The organism is Ornatilinea apprima (genome assembly GCF_001306115.1).
Lineage (GTDB): Bacteria > Chloroflexota > Anaerolineae > Anaerolineales > Anaerolineaceae > Ornatilinea > Ornatilinea apprima.
Genome location: NZ_LGCL01000019.1, coordinates 114,217 through 139,248, shown reverse-complemented (window position 1 = coordinate 139,248; position 25,032 = coordinate 114,217). Strand labels below are relative to the sequence as shown.

The window sequence follows — 25,032 nt, the reverse complement described above, 5'->3', positions numbered from 1 at the left end:
CCTATGGCCCGCATTCTGGTTATTGATGATGAGCCCATTTACCACCAAATGATTGACCACGCCCTGCGGCCGCTGGGGTATGAGGTCTACTTTGCTCTGGATGGAATGCAAGGCTTAAACGCAGCCTCGGCGCTGGAACCGGACGTGGTGATCACGGACGTGATGATGCCAGGCATGAGCGGCTATGAAGTGGCGCGGCAGCTGCGAAAAAATCCGCGCTTCACGCTGACACCCATTTTGGTGCTGACGAGCCGTTCGGAGTTGGGAGATAAACTGAGCGCCTTTGAATCGGGGTCGGACGATTATATGAGCAAGCCGTTTGACCCGGAAGAGCTGGTGGCGCGCATGACCGTGCTGCTGCGCCGGGCCGACCTGCTGAGAAATGTAAAAGATGTAGAGAAGGTTAAAATTGAACAGGCGCGCTTGATTGGCGTGCACAGCCTGCGCGGCGGGGTGGGCTGCAGCAGCATCGCAGTGAACCTGGCGATTGCCTTTTGGGAGATCTGGCAGAAGCCAACGCTGATCGTCGATTCGGTGATGACGGCCGGTTCGGTGGCGCTGATGCTCAACGCGCCGATGAAGCGAACCTGGGCCGACCTGGCGCAAATTTCACCAGCCGACCTGGATATTGAGGCGCTTAAGTCGATTATTGGGGCGCACAAGCACGGCCTGCATTTCATCACCGGCCCGGCGCGGCCAGCCGAAGCAGAGATGGTGCCAAACGACACGCTGCGTTCGGCGATTAACATTCTGCGCACCAAATATGAGTACATGGTGATTGATATTCCGCACGATTTCAGCGAGACAAGTATTCACATGCTGGACGCGGTGGATACCATTCTGCTGGTACTGGCGCCGGAGATGGCTTCCATTCGTGGGGCGGCGGTGGCGCTGGACACGTATGACAAACTTGGCTACAAGATGGACAAAATTCAACTGGTGCTAAACCATGTGGCCGAATCTACGGGGTTGACGGCACGCAAAATTGAAGATGCCCTGAATGTCAAGATCCGTCTGGAAATTCCCTTTGCGTCGCAAGACTTTATCCGCGCCATTAATATTGGCAAGCCGCTGCTCTACGGTGGAACTAACCCGGATGTGTCGGGGCTGCTGGAAGACGCCGCTTTTCGCCTGAGCAAAGAGTCGCACCGCAAGGTGGCGCCCACACACCCTTCGGTGGCCTGGCGGCAGGTGCAAAAGCGCATCAGCCAAGAGAGAGAGCGCAGCGAAGCTTAAGGGGGGCGCGCGCATCGCAAAACAACGAGATTAAATTGAAACCAGGTTCTTAGCGGGAACCTGGTTTCTTTCTGTGTCAGGGCAGATTGAGAATAACTGGCAAGCGGTATGAAGCCACCCCGCGGAGGGGGAAGGGAGTGGATCCAGGCAGGAATAAAGACCAGCGCGGTGAGGCTGCGTTGCGGCAGGGTCTTATTCCAGGCCAGCCAGATATCAAGCCGCCTGGAAGATGGATATGGATGTTACCCGCGTCCGATCACCGTCCGTTCCGATTTCGCAAGAAGGCCGGAATATCGAGGTTTTCGGTATTGAGGACGCGCGGCGCAAACTCTGCCGGGGCCGGGCTGCGCTGATCAATGGGGTCGACGTGGTCTTGCATGGTTGGCCGGCGAGGTGCAGATTGCTCTGTGCGCATGGTGCGAGGAGTGGAGATCGGGCGCACGCCGCCGGTGTGGTCAAAACCCGTGGCAATAACGGTTACGCGGATTTCATCACCCATGGTCGGATCAACCACAGCGCCAAAGATGAGGTTGACATCGGGGTGGGCGGTCTCTTTGATGATGGCGGCAGCCGTGTTGACCTCGAAGAGGGTCAGGCCTTCGCCGCCGGTAACATTGAAGAGGATTCCGCGCGCGCCATCAATGGTAATGTCGAGGAGCTGGCTGGAAATGGCCATTTCCGCGGCAACCCGGGCGCGGTCTTCGCCAGAGGCTTTGCCAACCGCCATCAGGGCCGCGCCGCCTTCGGACATGATGGTGCGGACGTCGGCGAAGTCGAGGTTGATGAGCCCGGGGACGGTGATCAGTTCGGAGATGCCTTGAATGCCCTGGCGCAGAACGTCGTCGGCTACATGGAAAGCTTCGTTGAGGCTGGCGCGCTTGTCCACAATCTGGAGCAGACGGTCATTGGGGATGACGATGAGGGTATCGGCCTTTTCTTTGAGGTTGGCGATGCCGTTCTCGGCGGATGTCTGGCGTTTGGAGCCTTCAAAGGTAAAGGGCCGCGTAACTACGCCAATGGTCAGCGCGCCGATCTCTTTGGAGATCTGGGCGATAATGGGGGCCGCGCCGGTGCCGGTGCCGCCGCCCAAACCCGCGGTGATGAAGACCATATCAGAGCCTTTGAGGACTTCGTACAGCTCATCCGCGGATTCTTCGGCCGCTTTTTTACCATTATCGGGGTTGCCGCCCGCGCCCAAACCACGGGTTACTTTATCTCCGATGCGAACGCGCGTCTTGGCCTGAGACATGAGCAGCGCCTGCGCATCGGTGTTGACGGCGATGAACTCGATTCCCTGCAGCCCTTCTGCAATCATGCGATTGACTGCATTACAGCCGCCGCCTCCGACGCCCACAACTTTGATACGGGCAAACGATTCTGAGAATGATTGGTTGAGTTGTTCCATTTTGTTCCTCCGCTAAATGACTGACACAGTTTTGTGAATGCCTTGGTTGGCAGAAATTTAATCCAGGTGGATACCTCTGTTTACGGCAGCAAGTTCTTAAATATGTTTTTGATCGTATCCCAGTTCACATTGATCTGCGGACCGGGTTTGCGGTGTGTTTTGGGGGCGGTTTCATTGAGAAACATGGCCCAGTAGAGCAGTCCAACGCTGGTTGAATAGGCCGGAGAGTTGAGCTGGTCGACGAGACCGATGAGATTCTCCGGGCGGGCAACGCGGGTGGGCATGTTCATCACACGGCTGGCAAGGTCTTTAATGCCGGGGATGAGGCTGGAGCCACCGGTAAGGATCATGCCTGCCGGCAGGAGACCATCGTAGCCGGACCGCTTGATCTCTTGCATGACAAAGGTAAAGATTTCTTCCAGGCGGGCTTCGGTGATCATGGCAAGGTCTTTCCGGCTGAACTGGATGGGCTGGTCTTCTCCGAAGGGGCGGGTGGTGAAGACGTCGTCGGCTGAGATGGCGCTTTCAACCGCGAAGGCGTGCTCTTTCTTCACCTCTTCGGCCTGCGAGATGGGCAGGCGCAGCCCCTGGGCAATGTCGGAGGTAACCAGGTTGCCGCCAATGGCGATAACCATGGTGTGCCACACGTCGCCGTCAATATAAATGGCCATATCGGTGGTTCCGCCGCCGATATCCACCACCACGCAGCCCATCTGGCGCTCGGTTTCGGTGAGCACCACTTCGGCTGAAGCGAGCGGGTTCAACACAAACTGAGAAACCTGTACACCGGCGGCCTGCACGCACTGGCGCAGGTTTTCCACGGTGGCGGCAGCCGCGGTGATGATGTGGGCTTCGACTTCCAGACGGTAGCCGTGCATGCCAACCGGCATGCGGATGCCGTCTTGCCCGTCGACGGTGAAGCCGCGCTGGATGACGTGGATAATCTCACGGTTGTGGGGGATGGCAACGGCCTGTGCGGATTCCAGGGCGCGGTCCACATCATACTGGTCAATGACGCGGCCCGAAATGCCCACGACGCCGCGGCTGTTGACGGATGAGACGTGCGACCCGGCCAGGCTGACCAGCGCCGAGGTGATTTCGAGGCCGGAGGTACGTTGGGCTTTTTCCACGGATCGGGCAATGGCCTGGGATGCGGCGGCGAGGTCGATGATGTTGCCTTTGCGAATGCCCTGCGACGGGGCAATGCCCACGCCCAGGATGCGCAGGTTGCGCTCCCCCTCAATTCTGGCAACCAGGGTACAGACCTTGGTGGTGCCGATATCAATACCAACAACAATAGATTCGTCCATACTGCTATTGCTCCAGGCGGTAGAATGGGGCGTGTATGAATTCCACGCTAATCATGGCGGGGGTGATCCCCTGATCTTGCAGCTGACTCACGATGGCCTCATACACTGCCATTTTTTCATCCAGGTTTTCAAGATTGTTACCGATAAATACCTGCCATCCGCGGGGGTCTGTCCAGCCAATGCCGTCGGCTTCGCTGTAGGCCAGGCTGGTGATCTCGGCGGGTAGAAAGGTTCGCAGCTTAATCGCGGCTTCGGTGGCTTCTGGCTGCACCTGCCGCGCTTGAACCGGGTTCAGCGCCTGGATGGCGGCCATTTCGGGCGTTTGTTCTTCCTTCGCAACGGGTTCCGCTTTAACCACCGGCAGAGCGCCGTTGACCTCAATGAGGAGAAGATTTTCCATATCTCCCCGCACTGGTAGAAGGACCCCTTCGTTATCCGACCAGTACTCCAATCCTTCGGCGTGCCAACGGATAATGGGCTGGCGTTCCACGGCGGTGATGCGCACCTGATTCGGGAAAGCCACTGAGACTTTGACGTCTTTGAGGTCAATAAAGGCCCGCTCCACCTGCTGCTGAACGGTCTGCGGGTCGATGGTGAAGACAGGCAGACCCTGCAAGTTGAGGGCGGCGGCAACATCCAGGGGGCTGATGCGCGAAACCCCTTCCACTTCTGGAATGCCAACTTGAAAGACAGGAAGATTATACATAAGGCTGATCAACGCGAGCATTGCAATTGTGATAAGTGCCGAGAGCAGTTTCCAGCCGGGGTTCACCATGGGGATGGCGGGCATGTGCAGCTCGGCGCCGGGCTGGCCCAGTGGAATAGCGATTTTTCGGCGCGGGTGCGTGCTGGCGCGGCGCGCCACGGGCGTGCCAATGTTGCCACGCACGATGACCTGAGGGGCCTCGGATGCGTAGCGAATGCGCTGTTTGGCCTGGGTTGCGCGCTGGCTGCTTTGCGTGGAACGCCGCGCGCGCACCTGGTCTGCACGGGTGGTGGCCGAAGATCGCTCTGCCATTATGCAGCACTCCCATATTCCCGAATGGTCTGATCGCGGTCTTTCTTGCGGTCAAAAGCCAGTTCGATGAGCTGATCTACCAGTTCTTGATACGATAGGCCAGAAGCTTCCCAGAGTTTGGGGTACATGCTGATCTTGGTGAAGCCGGGGATGGTATTGGCTTCGTTGACGTAGGCAATGCCCGTCTCGCGATCGAGCAGGAAATCAATGCGCGCCATGCCCGCGCCATCCATGGCACGGTAGACTTCCACGGCGATGCGGCGGATCTCTTCCATGGTGATTTCATCCAATGGGGCGGGGATGACCAGCTCGGAGCGTTCATCGATGTATTTTGATTCGTAGGAGTAGAAATCACCCGCAGGCAGGATTTCACCAGGGATGGAAGCGATGGGCTGGTCGTTGCCCAGCACCGATACTTCGATCTCGCGAGCGTTGACGCCCAATTCCACCAGTATGCGGCGGTCGTAGCGGGCGGCGTTTTCCAGCCCAAGGCGCAACTGGCGGCGGTCACGGCATTTGCTCACCCCTACGGACGAACCCAGGTTGACCGGCTTGACGAACAGGGGGTAGTGGCTGATGGTTTCGGCCTGGTCGAGCACCGCTTCGATATCGGTCTGGATCTGGCGGCGGGTGAAGGTGAGCGATGGCACCACGCGGATGCCGCGCGAGCGCAAAATCTCTTTGAAGAGGGCTTTGTCCATACCCACCGAAGAGGCCAGCACACCGCCGCCCACATAGGCCAGGTCGGCCATTTCCAGCAGGCCTTGCAGGGTTCCGTCTTCTCCAAAAGTGCCGTGGAGGACGGGGAAGACCACATCGAGGGGGGCGTAAGGGCGTAGAGTGGCGCGGCCATCTTGCTCTTCAATGGCATAAAGCTGGTTCAGGCCCGGCTGCGGCAGCAGCGTAACGCGGGTCAGTCCGCTGGTATCGCCGTTTTGGAGAGCCTCAAGGGCGTTCTCACCGGCAAACCATTCACCCTGGTGGGTGATGCCCACACGAATAATCTCATACTTTTGAGGATCAAGAACCGAAAGCACTGAACGGGCAGACATGAGGGATACTTCATGCTCGCCTGAGCGGCCGCCGAACAGCACACCAATATGAATTTTACGATCCGTCTTCATCGTTACCTGTCCTTATGGTTAAGCTGCTTCAAAATCGCCGAGCAGCTCGATTTCTAAATCCAACAAGACGCCGAAGCGTTCTTGAACGGCCTGGCGAGCCTGATGGATAAGCTGGTAAATATCGGCAGCGGTGGCGCTGCCAGTATTGACAAAGAAATTGGCATGCAGCGGGCTGATTTGCACACCGCCCACGCGCGCGCCTTTGAGACCCGCGGCTTCGATCAGGCGTCCGGCGTAGTCGCCGGGGGGATTCTTGAACATGGAGCCCATACTCGCGCCAGGAGGCTGGGTGCGGCGGCGCTGTTCCAGATTTTTTGTCATCAGCGCGGTAACCTGCTGGCGCGTGGAGCGCGAGAGATGCAAAGACGCGGAAAGGATCACGGCCTTTTCCGCGCTGCGCTTGAGAGCGCTGGAGCGGTATTGATACGCCATCTGGCTGGCATTCCACTGCGTCATTTCTCCTGAAGGATGCAAGATGTCTGCCAGGGCCAAATTGCCAGCCATATCGCCGCCATGCGCGCCAGCGTTGCCGTAAACCGCACCGCCCAATGTGCCAGGCACAGGAGCGGCCCATTCGAGGCCGGAAAGGCCCTGGATGGCGGCCTGGCGGGCCAGCCCGCCCAAATTGGCGCCCGATTCGGCCCAGAGGTAAGGAGGATCGGCTTCGGCATGGATCTGGTAGGCTTTGGCGCGATTGATAATCACCGCTCCGCGATATCCCTTGTCGGCGATGAGAACATTGGAACCGGCGCCGAGCACGCGGAAGGGCAGGTTGGCCTGCCACAACCGCAAGGCCGCCTCGCGCAGCTCGGTCGCGGAATTAACGACCAACAAGATGTCCGCTTTTCCGCCGGTCTGCGCGGTGCAGAACGCGGAAACGGGGGCATTCTCTTTGAGCCGGGAGCCAAAGAGCTGCTTAAGGTTGGTCAGAACAGTTTCATCCATCACGTCAGTCAATTCGCCTTAAAGAGTTTTCAGAGTCGTAATGAGACGTTTGAGCGTCTCAGGGTTAACCGGTGAACCGGCAGGTCGGGGCGCGGCCTGTGCAGGGGGAGGAAAGAGGGCTTTTGCGTTTTCTTCCCCTGCCTTGGGAGCGGGCTGGAGGGGCGCTTGGATAGTTTTTGTCATGCTAAACCTTCCTTCCGGCGCAGATCCTGGAGCAGATCGGCATTCATTTGAGCGGCGTCCCCGGCGGAAAGCACGATCACTACGTCACCGGGCCGCAGCTCGGATACGAGCAGTTCTTTGGCGGCCTGCAGGGTGGCGGCGTAGCGCGCGGTGGGCTGGCTCATCTTCGCCGCGACCTGTTGAGAGGAGAAATCGCATGGGGCTTCGCGCGAGGCGTAGATCTCGGTGATGATCACCTGATCGGCGTCGCCAAACGCAGTCAGGTAATCTTGCAAGAGCGTTTGGGTGCGTGAGAAGGTATGCGGCTGCCAGACGGCCCAAATGCGGCGGTTTTTGAAGCGCGCGCGAGCGGCGGCCAGGGTGGCTTTGATTTCGGTGGGGTGGTGGGCGTAATCGTCAATCAGGGTAATGCCCAACGCTTCACCGAGAATATCAAAGCGGCGGCCGGTTCCGCTGAAACTTTGCAGCTTGTAGGCGGCGGTTTCGAGGGGCAGGCCCATCTGGTGAATGACGGCCAGCGCTGCCGCTGCGTTGCGAACATTGTGCAGGCCAGGGATCGCCAGACTGGCAGAAACCAACTGGCGCTCGCCGCCGGGTGCGTTGAGCCACAGATCAAACTGAATGCCGCCCGCGTCGTCGACACGCACCTGACGGGCCTGGTAATCGGCGGAGGGGTCGAGACCGTAGGTGAAGGCGCGACAGCCCTGGGGAAGTGAGAAGAGCATGGTCTTGGCGGCCAGGTCGTCGGCGCAGGCCAGCAAAATGCCTTCGGGCTTGAGCTGGCTGACAAATTCGCTGAAGGCGGATTGGTATTCAGCCAGGGTGGGGTAGCAGTCGGGGTGGTCGTGTTCGAGGTTGGTGACCACCATCACGGCGGGGTGCAGGCCCAGGAACATGCGGTCGTACTCGTCAGCTTCGATGACAAAGGCACGCCCCTGGCCGGCGTGGGCGTTGGAGTGCAGGTCTTTGGCCACGCCGCCAATGATGTAAGAGGGGTCTTCACCAAGAGCGGTGAGCAGGTAGGCGATCATGGCGGTGGTGGTAGTTTTGCCGTGCGTGCCGGCGATGGCGATGCTGTCCCGATCGGCGATCAGGCGGCCGAGGAACTCGGAACGCTTGAGAACCGGAATGCCGGCGGCGCGGGCGGCGGCGACTTCCACATTGGCATCGGAGATGGCTGAGGAGCGCACGACCAAGTCCGCGCCGAGGATGTTATCGGCGTGGTGGCCCACAAACACCCGCGCGCCCAGGCGCATCACATCTTGCGCCAGGTCAGAGAGCGTCTGGTCAGATCCGCTGACCTGGTAACCGCTCTCCAGCAGGACGCGGGCAATGGCCGATAGGCCGGTGCCACCGATTCCAATGAGGTGCACATGCATCATAAGAACACCACCAGGATAAACACAAATACCACCGCCACGGCAAAGTAGATGGCGGGTGAACCCAACCAGACGGGCGGGAGAAGTTTCATCAGGGAGGCCGCGGTCTCGGCAAACTGGGTGCCAGACGGGTCAGATACCACACCGGGGTAGGGATAGCCGGCGTCTTGCAGGAAGTACCACACGCTGCCAAAGAGGAAATACCCGTTCACCGCGCCGAGAAAGAAACCAAGCAGGGCGTCTTGAAGGCGCTCGCGAACGAAGCGACCGGAGGAGGCCAGCTTGGGGATATTGGGCGTCTGGTAGCCAAAGAAAGCCAGGACAATGAAGATGATCATGCGCAACCAAAAAAGGCCCGGACCGGGAGAGACCGCCAGATTGTTTTTGATGAAGGGCACAAAGGTCTCGAGCATGGTGATGAGGAACAAGCCCAGGATGGCCGATGATAATACCAGCAGCTCTTTGGCCCAGCCGCGCATCACACCGATAACGGCAAACAGGACGATGAAAAACCAGAATAAGACATTAAGACCGACCATGTTCCCCTCCTGAGATGGGTTTTTCACCGGCCAGCTCAGAAAGCAGGCTGGATATTTTTTGTGCGGGATTGGGCAGCGCCAGCGAGCGCATGGCGGCACGCATGGCCTGTAGTTTCTGGGGATCGTCCAGAAGTTGAGTGATAAGCGCGTGCAGCTGTTGGGGCATGTGCTCATCGCGCAGCAGCAGGGCAGCGCCGCGGCTGGCGAGGTATTCGGCGTTGACTTTTTGATAGCGCCAGGCATACGGGTACGGCACCAGAATGGCGGGCAGGCCAAAGAGCGGGTATTCGCCAAGCGAAGACGCGCCGGCGCGGGAGACCACCAGGTCAGCGCTGGCCAGGGCGGCGCCCATGTCTTCGTGCAGGTAGGGGAAGGCATGGTAGCGCGGCTGAAGGTGAGCGGGCAGATTCTGGCGGGCGGCCTGCACTTCTTCCCAATCGAGCGAGCCGCTGATGTGAACCACCTGCACGCGGGCAAGCAGGTCTTCCAGGATGGAGAGCAGGGCGCGGTTGATGGTGCGGGCGCCTTTGCTGCCGCCGAAGACGAGCAAGACCGGGCTGTCGTCCGAAAGCCCAAGATGCCGCAAGGCGGCGGCGCGCTCCCAGGCGGCCAGTTCCGGCCGGGTGGGGTAGCCAGTCTCCACAATGGGAGCGGAGGGTTGGAAGAACGCGCGGCTGTCCTCCGCGGTGACGGCAATCCGGTCCGCAAAGCGCGCCAGAGTTTTCAGCGCCAGACCGGGTTCGATATCGGGAACGTAGAGAAGGGTAGGCACGCGCCGGGCGGCGATGGCCATTGGCACGGCCAGGTATCCGCCGGTGAGCAGAAGCACATCGGGTTTGAACTCGCGCAGGATGCGGCGGGAAGCCAGCCAGCCCTGGAAGAGCTTCCACAGGTTACCGGGCAGGCGCAGCAGGCTGACGCCGTGGACGCCCGCGGCGGGGATGCTCTGGTAGGCAACGCCCAGGCGCGCGACCAGATCGGCCTCCATGCCGCCCTGACCGCCAACCCACAGCGTTTCGAGTGGGAGCGTTTTACTGGCTGATGCGGCCTGCAGAACGGCCGCGGCGGGATACACGCCGCCCCCCGTTCCGCCCGCGCAGATCAACAACCGCACGATAGTTTCTCCCTTCCGTATCAGTCTGCTTGCGATGGTCGCTGCGAGCGACATTGAATAAAATGCCAATGCCTGCCAGAGTTGCCACCATGTTGGAGCCCCCGGCGCTGATCAGCGGCAGCGCGTTGCCAGCCACAGGAGCCAGGTTAAGCAGCCCGGCGATATTCAAAATGGCTTCAAAGCCAATCCAAAAGGTTACACCACCGGCCAGCAGCTTTCCGCTGAGGTCGGGGGCGCGGTTTGCGATAAGGGTGCCGCGCCAAATAAATGCAAGGAAAAGCAGCACCAGAACGCTGGCGCCGATCAGACCGGTTTCTTCAGCGACGATGGCGAAGATACTGTCTGTCCAGGGAACCGGCAGGCCGCCCATATACTTGGTGGTGCCGCGTCCAATGCCTACGCCAAAGAGTCCGCCTTTGATGACGGCTTCAAAAGCGCGCTTGACGTGATAAGCGGCTTCGGTGGGTGTTTTCAGGCCGATTTCAAAGTTGTTAATGCGCTCCTGGGCGGTATCGCTGATGAAATACACCAGCACGCCCATCAGAGCAATAATCAGGACGAGCAGAATAATTTGCCGCAGGTCGCTGCCGGCCAGGAAGAAGAGCGTGATGCCAAGCAGGACGACGGTGATAGCAGCGGAAAAATCGGGCTGGATCATGATAATGGCGGCGGTAATACCGAGGATGACCATCATGGGCACCAGACCGATGGATAAGCTGTTCAATTGCGCTTGTTTAGAGGCCAGCCAGACGGTCAGGTAAATAATGGCGACCAATTTGGCCAGCTCGGACGGTTGAACGCTGGCGCCAAACAGGGTGCGGCTGTATTCCGCATCATTGTTGCGGTTGAGGATGATGACCAGCACGAGCAGGCCGATGGTGGCGAGCATCATGGGGACGGCCAGCTTGCGGTAGAGGTGGTAGTCAAACATGCTCAAAACAACGGCCACACCTGAGCCCAGCAGCACAAAACCAACCTGGCGCAGGAATACACCGCTGGTATCTTCGTACTCGCGCAGGGAGAATTCCCAGCTGGAAGAGTAGACAGCCAGCAGCCCAATCACCAGAAGGCTGGCCACAATCAGCACAAGCGGCACATCCATCTGCAGGCGCAGAGAATGCACCGGTCGCTGTCGCGCGCGCGGCTGCGTCGTCTCTTGGGATGCTACGAAAGTTGATTCACCCATTCGCAATACCTTTCACCGCGTTCTTCAAAATCTTTGAACTCATCAAAACTGGTGCCGCCGGGGGAGAAAAGCACCACCATGCCGGGGGTAACCACCTTCGCCGCGGCCTGTACCGCTTCGTGAAGATGTGAAACGACCTGGATATGAGGGCTTTTCCCGCCGTTTTGCGCGTCGCGCAGGGCTTTCTCAATGAGCGGGGCTGCCTCTCCAAAGATCACCACCTGGTCTACGCGCCGGACGGCCATTTGGGCCAGATCCTGCCAGGGCAGGTTCTTATCGCGGCCGCCGAGCAAGAGGAGCAGCGGCTCGTCAAAGGATCGGACGGCGGCCATGGTGCGCTCGGGGGCGGTGGCGATGGAGTCGTTGTACCAATATGCACCGCGGTACTCGCGCACGAACTCAAGACGGTGTTTGACGCCTTTGAAGTCTTGCAGGCCGGCGATCATGGCCTGGACCGGGCAGCCCGCGGCAAAAGCAATGGCGAAGGCAGCCAGGATGTTGAGACGATTGTGCTCGCCGCGCAATTGGATGTCTTTCAGCGGAACCACACGCAGGGTTTTCTGCCCGTCGAAGAGGCAGCACCAGCCGTTTTCCACATACGCGCCCTGGAAGGCTTCCTGCGGGCGCTGAAGGCCAAAAGAAACCAGCCTTCCCCGAACGCGCGAGTGCAAATTCCAGGAGCCGGGATCCTCGCGGTTGAGCACGGCGGTGGAATCGGGCGTTTGAAAATCCAGAATGCGGGCCTTGGCAGCGGTGTATGCTTCGAGGGTGCCGTGCCGGTCGAGATGATTGGGGGTGATGTTGAGCACGGCGGCGATCTGCGGCGAGAGGGTCATCTGCTCGAGCTGGAAGCTGGAAAGCTCCAAAACAACCCGGTCTGCGGGCTGGATATCGCCCACCAGATCAATCAGCGGCAGGCCAATGTTGCCGCCCACCCACACCGTATGTTCGGGCATAAAAGCGGCCTGCAGGATGCGCCCAACCAGGGTTGTTGTGGTGGTTTTACCCGCCGAGCCGGTAATCCCGATGACAGGGCAGGGCGCGGCCTGCATGAAGATTTGCGAGTCGTTGGAGAGCGGAATACCGCGGCGCTGCGCTTCGATGACGATGGGCAGGGTGAACGGAATGCCGCCCGAAAGGCAGAGCAGGTCAGCATCTTCAAGCAGGGAGAAGGGATGCTCGCCCAACACCCAGCGGATATTCTTCCCCTGCAGGGATTGGCGAGCCTGTTCAAGCTGCGCGGGAGAACGCTGGTCACTGATGGTAACGAGCGCGCCCTGAGCCGTTAAATAACGGGCCAGAGCCAGCCCCTGGCGGGCTGCCCCAAGTATGATGACGTTGCGATTCTGCCAATTTTGCATGGGTGCTAAACCTTTACAAACATGAGGGCGATGCCCAACATGGCGGATAACAGGCTGACCAACCAGAAGCGCTGCACAACCTGGGTTTCGCTCCAGCCGGTTAGCTCAAAGTGGTGGTGGAGGGGTGCCATTTTGAAGAAGCGCTTGCCGCCGGTCAGCTTGAAGTAGACAATCTGAATGATGACACTGAGGGCTTCGCTGACCGGGATAATGATGATGATGGGCAGCAAGAGCCACTGTCCGGTCATCAGGGCGATGACGCCCAGGGTGGCGCCCAACGAGAGCGAACCGGTATCACCCATGAACAATTCAGCGGGGTGAACATTGAACCATAGGAAGCCAAACAGCGCGCCCACCAGGGTGAAGCAGAACCGGGTGAGATAAACCTGGCCCTGCAGCAGGGCGATGGCGCCGTAGGCCGCGAAAGCGGTAGCCGAGATCAGCCCGGCAAGGCCATCCAGACCGTCGGTGAAGTTTATGGCGTTGGAGCCGCCGATGATGATGAACATAGCAATCGGCAGGAAGATGATGCCCAGCTCAAAGGGCCGGTTTACTCCCAGCCAGTACATTTCTGGCACGTGAAGAACGTAGCGCAAAATGATGGCGATAACGAAAGCGAAGATAGCCTGAAAGGCAAATTTGGTACGGGCGCGCATGCCCAATCCACGGCGGGGGCCGCGCACGCCTTCCCAGTCGTCAATCATACCGAGCAGACCGTAAAATACCATAACAAGCATGGGCAGCAGAACCGACTGTCCCATCACCTGGGTGCGCAGGCCAATCAGTGAAGCGGCGTTCAACAAGCCGGTGAGCAACACGACCGGCACAATAATCATCAGCCCGCCCATGGTGGGGGTGCCCATCTTGGTGATATGGCTGTTGGGGCCTTCCACGCGAATGAGCTTGCCAATGCGCAGGTGGCGGAGAATGCGGATGAGCGGTCCGCCCCAAATGACGGCCATCATGAAACTGAGCGTGCTAAGCGCGAGGGAGAGGGATGCTTCGGTCATGAGTCTGCCTCCAACGCGGCGGTGATGCGTTCCATATGCAGCCCATGCGATCCTTTGAGTAGGACCACATCGTTGGCCTTGAGCTTTTTCTTGAGCAGCTCGATGGCTTCGGGAACGTCGCTGACCCAGGAGATGCGCGAAGGGCGCATGCCGGCCGATTTCGCGCCGTCAACAATCATCTGGCTGCGCTCGCCAACCGCGATCAGCTCCGCGCACACTTCGGCGGCGCGCACACCAACCATGTGATGGCCTTTTTCCTCGTATTGTCCCAGTTCGAGCATGTCACCCAGCACGGCGATTTTGCGGCCTTCCAGTTCGCCGAGCAGATTGAGAGCGGCCAGGGTGGATTCGGGCGACGCGTTGTAGGTGTCATCCAGCAGCAGCGCGCCGTTTTGAGCGCGAACGGTTACCAGGCGCAGTTGGGTGTGGCCTTTTTGCAGGCCAGTGACGATCTCCTGCCATTTGAGGCCTTCCACCAGACCCACGGCTGCCGCGCGCAGGGCGGTGTGAACCGAGTGCTGACCAATCAGCGGGGCGCGGAGCTGGATAGATTCTTTGCGATAGTGCAGGCGGAAGCGAATGCCTTCCAGCCCGAGGCTTTCAATCTGGTCGGCCCACAGGTCGGCTTTGGGGTCGAGACCGTAGAAAAAGATATTGGCGTGGGTCAGGTTGGCCATCGGGCGCACCAGGTCGTCGTCGTAATTGAGGATCGCGGTTCCAGCGGGAGCAGGCGGCAGGGCCTGCACCAGCTCGCTTTTGCCGCGGGCGATGGCTTCGATGCTGCCCGCGCGCTCGGCGTGAACGGCGCCGATGTTGGTCACTATGCCCACATGCGGCCGGGCAATTTCGCAAAGCAGGGCGATTTCGCCGGGAACGTAAAAGCCCATCTCTAAAACGGCGCGCTGGTGGCCTGGGCCGAGGCGCAGAATAGTAAGCGGCAGACCAATCTCGTTATTAAGGTTGCCGATGTTCTTCAGGGTGCGGTAACGCTGGCTGAGCACGCCCGCTACCAGTTCCTTGGTGGTGGATTTGCCAACGCTGCCCGTGATGCCGATCACGCGCAGGTCCAGTTTGGAGCGCCAAAACTGGGCAATTTTCTGCAGGGCGGTGAGGGTGTTTTCTACCCGGATGCAGAAGGGAGCGCGTGGCATGGTATTCTGGGCGGAAAATTGCCCGGGGGTCAGTGTGATGGTGGGGTACGGGATGGAAAGGTCTTTCTGTACCAGGGCAACCGAAGCCCCTTTGCGGAAAGCTTCTTCCACATAGTCGTGACCGTCTACCCGCTCGCCGGGCAGGGCCACGAACAACCCTGCGGGAATGACCTGGCGAGAATCAACAGCCGCCTCGCTGATCATCAGTGGGGCGTTGGGCGGTCGGACTCCGCTAAGGGCTTCGATCAAGTCGGCCAGTAAAATCACGCGCTGCTCCTAGTTCTGCGCCAGAATTTGCTTGCGAATATCATCGGGCGGTATTTCTAATAAAACGCCCAGTTTTTCCACCACTTCTTTGAAGACTGGGGCGGTGACCACGGAGCTCCATTCAGACGACTCTGGTTTTTCCAGCCAGATATAAACCAGCATGCGGGGATCATCTACCGGGCCCCAACCCAAGAAAGAGGTGTTCGTTACCGAGTCTGAATACTGGCCATCAATGACTACCGAGGCCGTGCCAGTTTTTCCGGCCATGCGATAGTGTTCTGATTTGGCTTTGGAGGCTTCGTCCTCCACGGATACGGCCATCATCTCCGTCATCGTTTTGGCGGTCTCGGGCTTGATCGGCATTCCCGCCACCACTTCTTGCGTGTTGTATTGGATACCATCTTGAATGATGGAGCGTACAACGCGGGGAGCCATCATTTTTCCATCGTTGGCCAGCGAGGAAGCGGCCATGGTCATTTGAATGGGAGTCACCGCAATACCCTGTCCGAAAGACTGGGTTAAGAAGGTGGCCAGATACCAGCCATTATCACCAGGGAGGGGCGGGCGCTGCATGCTTTCACCGGCCAGGTCGATGTTGGTGCGGCGGTTGAACTGGAAGCGGTTGAGATAATCGTAGAAACGATCTTGCTGAAGCTTCTCAAAGGCCATCTCTGCGAGGCAGACGTTGAGCGAGTGCACCATACAGGTGGTCATGGTCTGGTCATACCAGGCGCCGCCGTTCCAGTTGCGGATGGTAATGCCGCCGTTGTAGTAATAACCCTGGTCGAAATAGGGCGTATCGGGGGTAACCGCTCCCACGTCGATCGCGGCGCCCATGGTGATGAGCTTAAAGACCGAACCCGGCTCGTAGGTTTTGTCGATGGCAGGGTTGAAATATTTATTATTATTCACAAACGTTAGAAATTCATTGAGGTTGGGGCGGGGATTTGTGGCCATAGCCAAAATTTCGCCGTTGCGCGGATCCATCACAATGATCACACCGCCTTCAGAACCGGTATCCTGAACCGATTGGTCAAGGATCTGTTCCATGGCCAGCTGGACATCGCGGTCGATGGTCAGCACCAGGTCCGCTCCATGCGGGATGGACTGCTCATTGTTGATCTTGTTGGGATCATAGGAGACGGTGGTGGTGAGCGGCACGCCGCTGAGCAGATCGTTGTATTTTTCTTCCACGCCGTAGAAGGGACCGTTAAATTCAGTCACAAAGCCCAACACATTGCCGGCCAGATCGCCTTCGGGGTAGAAGCGCATCAGCTTCGGCGACCAGGTAAGCCCGGCCAGGGTATCTTTGCCGGGCGTTTTGCTTTTTGAGTCGTAATTCTTGCTGTATTGCTTGACCAGCGCTTCGATCTGGCTGATTTGCTCTGGTGAAACCTGGTTTTCCAGCATCAGGTAAACAGAGTTTTCGTTTGCCAGCGCACCATTGAACGCATTGGTGTAGTAGTCAATATCATGCGGTTTATCGTACGGTTTCAACTGTAAGGTAGCCGCCAGGACGTTGGCGATGGTGTCCTGGTTTTGCGCCAGGCGAACCTGGTTCAAGTCGACGCCAAGTTCAAACATTTCGCGGTTGCCGGCCAGCAGATTTCCCCAGCGGTCGTAAATCTGCCCGCGCACTGGTTGGATGACCTCCGACCTTTCGCCGTAATCTTTTTCGATTCTGGTGCGCAGCGTGTTCGCGTCAGCGCTGGTGCTAAATTGCAAGCGGCCTACCTGAAAAATGATCAGACCTCCCATGACGAAGAGGACAAAGTTGATCGTCGCAAGACGTGCCTTGAAATTGTATTTCATTGGACGCCTCCGATGGCTGGCGGTTCCGTCCACATCTGATAGGATTCGGTCATCCAGTCCCAGAGTGACTGCGAGTAGGCGGGTTTGACCAGCGGTTGCGGAAGGGGCTGACGGCCGGGTGCCGGGGCGGCAATGGCCGGCTTGCGCCCGTAATAGCCAGGGATGATGAGATAGCTGGCTTCTTCGGAGCGGTAAGGGACAAAACCCATTTCTGAGGCGCGCTGCTGCATGGCTTCAGCCGAGGTGATGTTGGCCAGTTGGGTAGAGAGGTCTGATGCGTTGTGCTGAGAAATGGCTATGTCGTTCTTTAAGTTTCGCAGCTCAATGGCAGCCTGCGCCGATTGGGCACTGACATACAAATACAAGCCCGCAATAACCAGCGCAACTACCAGAATCAGCATAAAGACGCCGATCCGTTGAATTTGGACGCGCCAGGGAGCCTGTTTGTATGCCTGGATAAGTTGTTGAGCCATTTCCTAATTTCGCCTTTATTGATATGGGTAAGTTACCCAAAAAACATGCAAAAAGCGTGCCAATTATATCTTCTCTGCGATCCTTAAGCGAGCGCTGCGCGCGCGCGGATTGTTCTGAATTTCATCTTCACCGGCCATCAGCGGACGGCGGGTGATGAGTCGGATTTGAGCTTTATGCCCACAGGTACAGATGATCTGCTCTGGCGGGCAGATGCAGTCCTGACTTTCGCGCTTGAAGACCTGCTTGACGATGCGGTCTTCCAGCGAATGAAACGATATGACCGCCAAGCGTCCGCCCGGATGGAGTGCCTGTAACGCCCGCGGCAGAAAGTCTTCCAGCGCCTGGAGCTCCTGATTCACGGCGATGCGCAAAGCCTGAAAGGTGCGCGTGGCCGGGTGAATGCGTTCGTGCTGACCTTTAAGTGTTTTGGCGATCAGCGCGGCCAGCTGCGCGGTGGTGGAAAATGGACGGTTTTCCACAATGGCGCGCGCCACACGCCGGGCATGGCGCTCTTCACCGTACTTCCAAATGATCTCCGAAAGGTCCTGCTCGGAGAGATGGTTAACCAGGTCGGCGGCGGTGGCGGGCTGGGTTGGGCTGAAGCGCATATCCAGCGGGCCGTCAGCCAGGAACGAGAAGCCGCGCTCGGGCGTATCCACCTGCATGGAAGACACGCCCAGATCGATGACAATGCCATCCACTGTCTGCCAGCCCAGGGCGTGAATCTGGTCGAGCAGAGTTACATAGGATGCCTGAACCAGATGCGCGCGCGATCCGAAAACGGACAAGCGCTGGCTCGCGATGGCCAGCGCCTGGGGGTCTAGATCCAGTCCGAGTACTTCTCCGGCAGGGCTGGACGCGGTCAGTATCCCCCAGGAGTGTCCGCCTGCCCCCAATGTGGCGTCGAGATATCGTCCACGGTTCACCGGCTGCAGGGCCTGGATGACTTCCTGGTAAAGTACAGGTAAGTGCGGCGACGAATCGCCTGGAATGGGCGCGTTCATGGCCGGCTCACAGTAAGGTCGAGAGAGGCAAAGCGTTCCGCTGTCTCTTCGGCATTTAGCAGGGCTTCATTTTGCCGGTTCCATGCTTCCGGCGTCCAGATTTCAACATACTCGCCCACGCCAACGACAATGACCGTGTCTTGCAGGCCTACCGCATCACGAAGAAACTGCTGGATGAGAATGCGCCCGGCGCGGTCGATCTCCTGGTGGTCGGCCTTGGAGAAAATGAAGCGGCGGAACTGGCGGGAGGTGGGGTCGGCCATGTTCATGGCGTTGATCTTTTGCACCATGCGGTTAAAATAATCAGAGGTCATCACCATCAAGCTGCTGTCGAACCCCAGCGTGATGTAAGCGCCATCTTCCAGCAAGTCGCGAAAACGGGCCGGAATGGTGAGCCGGCCTTTGCTGTCGATGGAATGCTCGTATTGACCTAAGAACATAAGTTCTACCCCTGGTATAACTGGCAAACGCCGGAATGATCCGGCGCTCCACTTTCTCCCACTTTCTACCACTTTTATGCACAGTATAAACGAATCGAAGGTTAATTGCAAGCCGTTTCATTTTCTTTTCATAAATGTAAGGAGAAAGCAAGGAATAGAGCGCCCTAGCGGGTTGGTGCTGCCGCGCACGGCGCAGGCAGGGATGGCATTGTCTGCTTCAACAGGCGCTGGCTGAAAGAATTGTTGTTTGTTGGTGGAAGCTGTTGACGCGCCTTCAGCGTGGAAGGGTGATGGTGAAGGTGCTGCCCAGGCCGAGAGGACTTTGCACCTGGATGTTCCCGTGATGCTGTTCGATCACCTGGCGGGCAATTGAAAGGCCCAGGCCAACACCGCGGAAAAGGTGGTTGCCAGCCTGATCGAGGTGGAAGAAACGGTCAAAAATGTGAGGAAGGGCTTCGGCAGGGATGCCGACCCCGTGATCAGTGATTTGAATGGAGAGGGTCTGCGCGTCGAAGCTGGCGCTGATTTCAATCACGCCACCCTCGGGGCTGAACTTAACCGCATTGTCGAGCACGGCGGAAAGTGAGCGCTCCAGGCTTTTGGGGTCGGCCGGGACGCGCGGCAGGCCGGTGGGAAGATTGAAGTGAATGGTGATGGGCGATTTTGTGGTAGGCAGGCGCAGCTTTTCCACGCAGGTATGCAGAAGCGCGGTCACGTCGGTGAGCTGAAATTCAGCTAGAATCAGGTCCATCTCCTGCAAGAAAAGAATGTCGTTGGTCAGGTTCATGATCTGCTGGAGGTTGGATGAGATGGTCTCAAGAGCGGAATTAAGTGAATCACCCTGCAACTGCCCGGTACGCACGACCTGGAGAAAACCCGCGGCGGCCATCAGCGGCGTGCGCAGCTCGTGGGCAATGGTGGTGAGAAACTGACTGCGAGCCTTTTCCTGTTCGGCTAACTGCTGGTAGGCGTGGGCCAACTCGCGCGTTTTCTGGCGCAGGTCTTCGATGGCCATTTCATCATTGTCGCGCAGGCGGTTGCTGACCGCGCGAACCATAGCAAGTGACATGCTGCTGCTACGCTCAATCAGGTCAGAGAAGACCTGACTGCTGATTTCCAGCAGGGTGGTGGGTTGAACAGCGGTAACGGTGGCCGCGCGCGGGGCATTGTGGATGATGGCCATTTCACCAAAAAAATCGCCGGGGCGCAGGTGGGTGAGAAGACGGTTTTCTGCTTCGTTGATCAGCTTGGTCACACGCACTTCTCCGTTGAGGATGATATAGAAAGTGTTCTCGACCGCGCCTTCGCGGCAGATGACCGTTTGCGGGGCAACCTGGATTTCTTTGCCGGCCTCGACCAATTCTTGCGCCAATGAATCTTGTATGCCGGGGAAGGCGGACTGGATGATTTTAATGGGATGAATTTCAGCGGTCATCTTTTAACTCATTTCTCAACAACCGGCAACCGATATGAATATTCTACCTGGATTTGATTTTGAAGGTAGAGCGAATAATTGGATGCAGGATTAGAATTATAGCAAGAGGGGAGGAAGGCGCAGGTTCCTTAATTACCGTCTGGTTAATGCGCGATTGCCTCCCAGGCGAATCACAGATATGGAGATTAAGGATAAGACGATGAGAAACCATAACACATTGAAATGGATGATTGGTGGTCTGGTATGCGGGCTGGTGATGATGGCTTGCAGCCTATCGGGCCTGGCGCCTGCCGATACTGGCGACAGTGAAGTGGACCTGCAGAAAACACAGCTGGCGCTGCAAGCCACGCAGCTGTCGATCCAGGCCGACCAGCTGGCGGCAACGCAAACCGCGATGGCGGTTCCAGCAGCTCCGGCGGAACCAGCAGCGCCGCCCACCAGCGCTCCGGCTGAGGTGCCTACCGCGGACGAAACCAAACGGGTGAACAACGTGAATGGAGTTTACTTTGAGTACCCGGCATGGCTGGCCAGTGATGTTGCGGCAAGCATTTATGACGCGCCGCCACCCAACGCGGACGACCCTTATTTTCTCATTGAAGTGGACCACCGGGTTTTTGAATTTCAAAATTACAGCCTGGCAGACCATTTTTTGACCCCGCTGATCAATGTTTATCCGCTGGAAGAATACCAACGGGTGAATCCCGGAGCCGCGGCGCAAATAACGCTGCTTAAGGACCTGATCAGCTGGCAGAGTTTGGGAGCCAGCCGGCCAGACGGACTACCTTTCTTGCCAATTTTCAACGCGGCACAGAGCTTTTTCACCAAAGTGGAGTTTATCAACACGGATTCGGTTAATGGGCTGCGCTACCTGACGCAGTTCCAACAGGCGACCTACCCGATTCAGAATGGGCAGATGATCTACACCTTTCAGGGGATTACCACTGATGGAAAATATTACATTTCGGCGGTTTTTCCGGAATCGCACGCGATTTTGGAACCCTACGATGATTTTGAATACACGGCTGAGTTTGAAGAGAATTTTTTGGGCTACCTGATGGAAATTGGCGAGCAACTACGCGCTGAGCCGGATGAAAGTTTTAACCCCGGTTTGGACGCGCTGGATGGGGTGATTGAGAGCCTGCGCGTGGAGTAACCGGCGAGTTTTCTTACCCCGCATTCTTGAAGATACTTACCAAAACAAATGGCTGTCGCGATTGGCGAGGCCATTTGTTTTTTAAGGTGTAGCAGGGTGGCTGCATAAAGGCAAAAACAGGTAAAATTTGTGTATCTTGGTGTGACAGGGTGTGAAAAATGAAGAAAATCGTGATGGCATCTGCAAATCCGGTGAAGGCCAAAGCCGTTTTACAGGGCTTCCAGCGCATGTTTACGGAAGAGACCTTCGAGATCCAAACACTTGAAGTGCCTTCAGGGGTCAGCGACCAGCCGATGACGGATGAAGAAACTTTGCAAGGGGCGTTGAATCGCAGTCAGCGGGCGCGCGAGCTGATCTCTAACGCGGATTATTGGGTTGGTATCGAAGGCGGTGTGTACGAGCACGAGAATGACCTGCACGCCTTTGCCTGGGTTGTGGTTCGATCCCCGGATGGGATTGGCAAGAGCCGGTCAGGGTCTTTTGAACTGCCATCGGTGATCCGCGACCTGGTGCATTCTGGTGTGGAATTGGGCAAAGCGGATGACATGGTGTTTCAACGTTACAACTCCAAACAGTCGAATGGAGCGATTGGCATATTAACCCAAGACGTGATTGACCGCACGGCACTATATGAGCATGCTGTGATTCTGGCGCTGGTTCCTTTTCGCAACCGCGAGCTGTTTGGAAAATAGGGAGCTGATCTTCAACAGATCCGTGGGCATGAAACCAAGGTAAAGGCTGAAAGATATGGATTGGACGGTTATCGGATTCATTTTGGTCGGGTTTATTGCCCAGATGATCGATGGCAGCCTGGGGATGGCTTACGGGGTAAGCGCCAACTCTTTTTTGCTGAACCTGGGGATCTTACCCGCGACTGCCAGCGCCAGTGTGCATCTTTCGGAAGTGATCACCACAGCCATCTCCGGCTATTCACACTGGAAACTGGGGAATGTCGTCCGCCAGCGGTTGATCCGGTTGGCGGTTCCTGGTGTGCTGGGCGGGGTGTTGGGGGCGTATATCTTAACGCACCTCAATGGCGAGGTGATCAAGCCGTACATTTCGGCGTATCTGTTGTTGATGGGCGGACAAATTGTTTTGCGGGCCATTCGCAATACACCGCACCATGAAAAGGAGTCGCGCCTGGCGTTTTTAGGTTTTATTGGGGGGTTGATGGATGCCATCGGCGGAGGGGGATGGGGGCCCATCGTTACTACGACGATGATCGCGCGCGGAAATGAACCGCGTAAAGTAATTGGCACCGTTAATCTCAGCGAGTTCTTTGTTACGTTTGCCCAGGCCGTTACTTTTGTAGCGCTGCTAAAAGAGCTGCGCTGGGATCTGGTTCTGGGATTAGCGGCCGGAGGCGTGCTGGCCGCGCCGCTGGGAGCGAGGCTGGTTCAGGTGGTAAAGCCGCGTGTCATGATGGCGATGGTTGGTTTGTTGATCATCGGGTTGAGCCTCAACACCATTCTTCAATCCATCTTTTAGGGTTTTTTCTCCAGGCCTGATTCGATAAGATGGGTCATCGGCAGATGAGTACTGGGCAGACGGTGCTCTGCAGGACCTGGTCGATGGCGCTGCCCAGAAAAACCTCCAACAATGGGTTATAACCGTAACTCCCCATGATGATTAAATCGGCGTGGATATCTCTGGCGGTGTTGAGAATGCCTTCAGCCGGGTCTCCTTCGGACAGCATGTTGACGAAAGCAACATGGTGTGATGTGAGATAGTCCATGGCGTATTGATGGGCGCGAGCTTCGCTGCGGATGGCGCCAGCATCGTCGCTGAAGACGGTAAGAAGGGTTAGCTCCAGCTTCCATCTTTGCGCCAGGTAAGCGGCTACGTAAAGGGCTTCATTGGCTTTAGGGCTGCCATCATAAGCCAGCAGCGCTTTGTGCATGGGAAGCGCCACCCCGGGAACGGCCAGGATGGGCTGGCCGACTTTGTGCAGCAAAGTGTGAAACCCGGAGCGAATCTTTTCAATAGGCAGCCCGCCCGGGGCGTGCGCCAGGTTGACGATCACCATGTCGCACCAACGCGCGCGCTCACTGATCACCGCGGCGGCGGTGCCGGGATGAACTGCCAGGCTGCCTTGCAAACCGGCTTCATGCATGCGCTGATTAAACCGCCCGATGAGCGATTGGGTTTGCGGGGTGTTGACCTGGGTTTCATTTTCCACCAGGTGTAAAGCGGAGATTTGCGCGTTTTCCTTACGGGCTAAAATAATGGCCTGTTCCAAGACCTGCCAACCGGGCTGGCTGTCTTGTAGCGAAAGCAGCATATTTCTGAATAAAACGGGTTGCGCCTGTGACCTGGCTTGTTGCGATTTGCGCCAGGCGCCGATCACCGGGCCGCTTTCGAAACCCATAGGGACGAGCCAGGCGCGAAGACGCGACCAGATCCGGCTTCGCGTTTTCTGAAAGCCGCTGCTAAAGCGTTCTTTCAGGGTGAGAGCGGCTTTTTGCTGGTCAACCCGCCAGCCAAGTTCTTCTTGCAGTTCAGCCTGGTATTGGGTCAGCCAGAGGTAAAGGTCAGTCTCGGTGCGGTTGGGAAATTCACGCAGGATGCCTTCCCCTTTAATGACGTCGATTACGGGAGAGTAGAGCGTCTCATACCAGTGGCGGACGGCTTCTTCCAGGGAGACAGGACGCTGCAGGTCGATACCCATGAAATATTGATGCACCGAAATATGTTCGGCCAGTTGGTTATACCCGCCTGGAACTGTAACGTTGAAGTCCGTCTCAGGGACAATACGATCAACCCCGGTTTTTTCGAGAAAGGAGGCATATTCGGCTTTGAGAATGAGATCATCCGGGCGAGTGTCGGCGTTGAGGGGCACACGGGTTCTAACTTCAACCACATACGCCTCAATGAATTCGTGCCCCAATTCGCGGGCCACCGAAACGCGGTGGTTGCCGTCTTTGACGAAATACGCGTTGCCAATTTGATACACGTCAATGGGAGGCACGCCTTCCATGGATTCCATCGCCATTCTGACTTTAGACCAGCGGCTCTGGTCGGAGATGTGGCGGGGGAGAAAATTGCGGTCGAAATCGTTATAGCGCCCCACGCTCCCAATGATCGCCGCCAGGGGGATTTCTTTCAAACCGCGGTCGACCTGCCCCTGGGTTTGCAGCTTGCCGAGTACTTCGTTATAAGCAAGCAGCTCATTGGAGCGGCCAGTGAGGGAAGAGAGAATCGATTGCAGGCCGGCTTTGCGATGAGCGCGGATAAAGTCGGAATAGGCGCTGGAATGGTCCATGTTTTGCTTGAGGCTGGTTGAGTTGGTCACGGCTGTTCCTTGCAAATAACCTGTAGAGCGAAATAGAGTCCATTTGTTATTTTATGCGAAAAAGCCGGGATGGGAATGTTTTTTAACCAAATGTTCGGATGGCGGTAACTTCTTGTGGACTGTTACGTGGAATATAGAAACTGGCATAAAAAGATCGCGGCGGTCGCCAGAATAGCGGCCGCCGCGAGCAGCAA

Annotated in this window: 22 protein-coding genes; 4 read left to right on the top strand and 18 right to left on the bottom strand. The window is 57.6% G+C overall.

The window, feature by feature from the left end; all coding sequences use genetic code 11:
* The first annotated feature begins 3 nt into the window (after positions 1 to 3).
* Positions 4 to 1,236 (top strand): response regulator, encoded by a 1,233-nt coding sequence (locus ADN00_RS07520; protein WP_075062349.1) that lies wholly within the window; start codon positions 4 to 6, stop codon positions 1,234 to 1,236.
* A 256-nt stretch (positions 1,237 to 1,492) separates the two neighbouring features.
* Here ADN00_RS07520 and ftsZ read toward each other — a convergent pair whose 3' ends face one another.
* The 17 genes from ftsZ to ADN00_RS07435 form a co-directional block, all read right to left on the bottom strand.
* Positions 1,493 to 2,641 carry a cell division protein FtsZ gene (gene ftsZ, locus ADN00_RS07515; RefSeq protein WP_075062348.1) on the bottom strand — a complete coding sequence of 383 codons (1,149 nt, stop codon included), beginning with the start codon at positions 2,639 to 2,641 and terminating at the stop codon, positions 1,493 to 1,495.
* An 80-nt stretch (positions 2,642 to 2,721) separates the two neighbouring features.
* Positions 2,722 to 3,951, bottom strand: coding sequence for a cell division protein FtsA (gene ftsA / locus ADN00_RS07510; RefSeq protein ID WP_075062347.1), 1,230 nt, complete (start codon positions 3,949 to 3,951; stop codon positions 2,722 to 2,724).
* Positions 3,952 to 3,955: 4 nt separating this feature from the next.
* A complete protein-coding gene (locus ADN00_RS07505) occupies positions 3,956 to 4,969 on the bottom strand; it encodes a cell division protein FtsQ/DivIB (RefSeq protein ID WP_075062346.1) in 1,014 nt (337 codons plus the stop codon).
* Complete coding sequence (locus ADN00_RS07500) at positions 4,969 to 6,093, bottom strand: D-alanine--D-alanine ligase family protein (protein WP_075062345.1); 1,125 nt, start codon at positions 6,091 to 6,093, stop codon at positions 4,969 to 4,971. Before ADN00_RS07500 ends, ADN00_RS07505 begins: the two co-directional genes overlap by 1 nt.
* A gap of 18 nt (positions 6,094 to 6,111) precedes the next feature.
* Positions 6,112 to 7,038, bottom strand: coding sequence for a UDP-N-acetylmuramate dehydrogenase (murB, locus tag ADN00_RS07495; RefSeq protein ID WP_075062344.1), 927 nt, complete (start codon positions 7,036 to 7,038; stop codon positions 6,112 to 6,114).
* Between the two features lie 179 nt (positions 7,039 to 7,217).
* Positions 7,218 to 8,603: a UDP-N-acetylmuramate--L-alanine ligase gene (murC, locus tag ADN00_RS07490; RefSeq protein ID WP_075062343.1), complete on the bottom strand. Its 1,386-nt coding sequence runs from the start codon at positions 8,601 to 8,603 to the stop codon at positions 7,218 to 7,220.
* Positions 8,600 to 9,139, bottom strand: a complete 540-nt coding sequence (locus ADN00_RS07485; protein ID WP_075062342.1) for a CvpA family protein — start codon at positions 9,137 to 9,139, stop codon at positions 8,600 to 8,602. The genes murC and ADN00_RS07485 overlap by 4 nt, the downstream gene beginning before the upstream one ends.
* Positions 9,126 to 10,253 carry an undecaprenyldiphospho-muramoylpentapeptide beta-N-acetylglucosaminyltransferase gene (gene murG / locus ADN00_RS07480; RefSeq protein WP_160317486.1) on the bottom strand — a complete coding sequence of 376 codons (1,128 nt, stop codon included), beginning with the start codon at positions 10,251 to 10,253 and terminating at the stop codon, positions 9,126 to 9,128. The genes ADN00_RS07485 and murG overlap by 14 nt, the downstream gene beginning before the upstream one ends.
* Complete coding sequence (locus ADN00_RS07475; protein WP_082389968.1) at positions 10,171 to 11,439, bottom strand: FtsW/RodA/SpoVE family cell cycle protein; 1,269 nt, start codon at positions 11,437 to 11,439, stop codon at positions 10,171 to 10,173. The genes murG and ADN00_RS07475 overlap by 83 nt, the downstream gene beginning before the upstream one ends.
* On the bottom strand, positions 11,418 to 12,800 hold the full coding sequence (murD, locus tag ADN00_RS07470; RefSeq protein ID WP_075062339.1) for a UDP-N-acetylmuramoyl-L-alanine--D-glutamate ligase: 1,383 nt from the start codon (positions 12,798 to 12,800) through the stop codon (positions 11,418 to 11,420). The genes ADN00_RS07475 and murD overlap by 22 nt, the downstream gene beginning before the upstream one ends.
* 5 nt (positions 12,801 to 12,805) lie before the next feature.
* The gene (mraY, locus tag ADN00_RS07465; protein WP_075062338.1) at positions 12,806 to 13,810 is read right to left on the bottom strand and encodes a phospho-N-acetylmuramoyl-pentapeptide-transferase; all 1,005 of its coding nucleotides are present in this window, start codon (positions 13,808 to 13,810) and stop codon (positions 12,806 to 12,808) included.
* On the bottom strand, positions 13,807 to 15,228 hold the full coding sequence (locus tag ADN00_RS07460) for a UDP-N-acetylmuramoyl-tripeptide--D-alanyl-D-alanine ligase (protein WP_075062337.1): 1,422 nt from the start codon (positions 15,226 to 15,228) through the stop codon (positions 13,807 to 13,809). Before ADN00_RS07460 ends, mraY begins: the two co-directional genes overlap by 4 nt.
* Positions 15,229 to 15,237: 9 nt before the next feature.
* Positions 15,238 to 17,040 (bottom strand): peptidoglycan D,D-transpeptidase FtsI family protein, encoded by a 1,803-nt coding sequence (locus ADN00_RS07455; protein ID WP_075062336.1) that lies wholly within the window; start codon positions 17,038 to 17,040, stop codon positions 15,238 to 15,240.
* Positions 17,037 to 17,513 carry a hypothetical protein gene (locus tag ADN00_RS07450; RefSeq protein ID WP_075062335.1) on the bottom strand — a complete coding sequence of 159 codons (477 nt, stop codon included), beginning with the start codon at positions 17,511 to 17,513 and terminating at the stop codon, positions 17,037 to 17,039. Before ADN00_RS07450 ends, ADN00_RS07455 begins: the two co-directional genes overlap by 4 nt.
* A gap of 63 nt (positions 17,514 to 17,576) precedes the next feature.
* Positions 17,577 to 18,518 carry a 16S rRNA (cytosine(1402)-N(4))-methyltransferase RsmH gene (gene rsmH / locus ADN00_RS07445; protein ID WP_075062334.1) on the bottom strand — a complete coding sequence of 314 codons (942 nt, stop codon included), beginning with the start codon at positions 18,516 to 18,518 and terminating at the stop codon, positions 17,577 to 17,579.
* Positions 18,515 to 18,958, bottom strand: a complete 444-nt coding sequence (gene mraZ, locus ADN00_RS07440; RefSeq protein WP_075062333.1) for a division/cell wall cluster transcriptional repressor MraZ — start codon at positions 18,956 to 18,958, stop codon at positions 18,515 to 18,517. Before mraZ ends, rsmH begins: the two co-directional genes overlap by 4 nt.
* A 274-nt stretch (positions 18,959 to 19,232) precedes the next feature.
* Positions 19,233 to 20,393, bottom strand: coding sequence for an ATP-binding protein (locus ADN00_RS07435; protein WP_075062332.1), 1,161 nt, complete (start codon positions 20,391 to 20,393; stop codon positions 19,233 to 19,235).
* Positions 20,394 to 20,592: 199 nt separating this feature from the next.
* Here ADN00_RS07435 and ADN00_RS07430 point away from each other — a divergent pair, with 199 nt between their 5' ends.
* The 3 genes from ADN00_RS07430 (at position 20,593) to ADN00_RS07420 (ending at position 23,034) form a co-directional block, all read left to right on the top strand.
* Positions 20,593 to 21,546 (top strand): hypothetical protein, encoded by a 954-nt coding sequence (locus ADN00_RS07430; RefSeq protein ID WP_075062331.1) that lies wholly within the window; start codon positions 20,593 to 20,595, stop codon positions 21,544 to 21,546.
* A 158-nt stretch (positions 21,547 to 21,704) separates the two neighbouring features.
* A complete protein-coding gene (gene yjjX / locus ADN00_RS07425) occupies positions 21,705 to 22,238 on the top strand; it encodes an inosine/xanthosine triphosphatase (protein WP_075062330.1) in 534 nt (177 codons plus the stop codon).
* A gap of 55 nt (positions 22,239 to 22,293) precedes the next feature.
* Complete coding sequence (locus ADN00_RS07420; protein WP_075062329.1) at positions 22,294 to 23,034, top strand: sulfite exporter TauE/SafE family protein; 741 nt, start codon at positions 22,294 to 22,296, stop codon at positions 23,032 to 23,034.
* A 34-nt stretch (positions 23,035 to 23,068) separates the two neighbouring features.
* Here ADN00_RS07420 and ADN00_RS07415 read toward each other — a convergent pair whose 3' ends face one another.
* Positions 23,069 to 24,838 carry a universal stress protein gene (locus ADN00_RS07415; protein ID WP_075062328.1) on the bottom strand — a complete coding sequence of 590 codons (1,770 nt, stop codon included), beginning with the start codon at positions 24,836 to 24,838 and terminating at the stop codon, positions 23,069 to 23,071.
* Positions 24,839 to 25,032 lie beyond the last annotated feature (194 nt).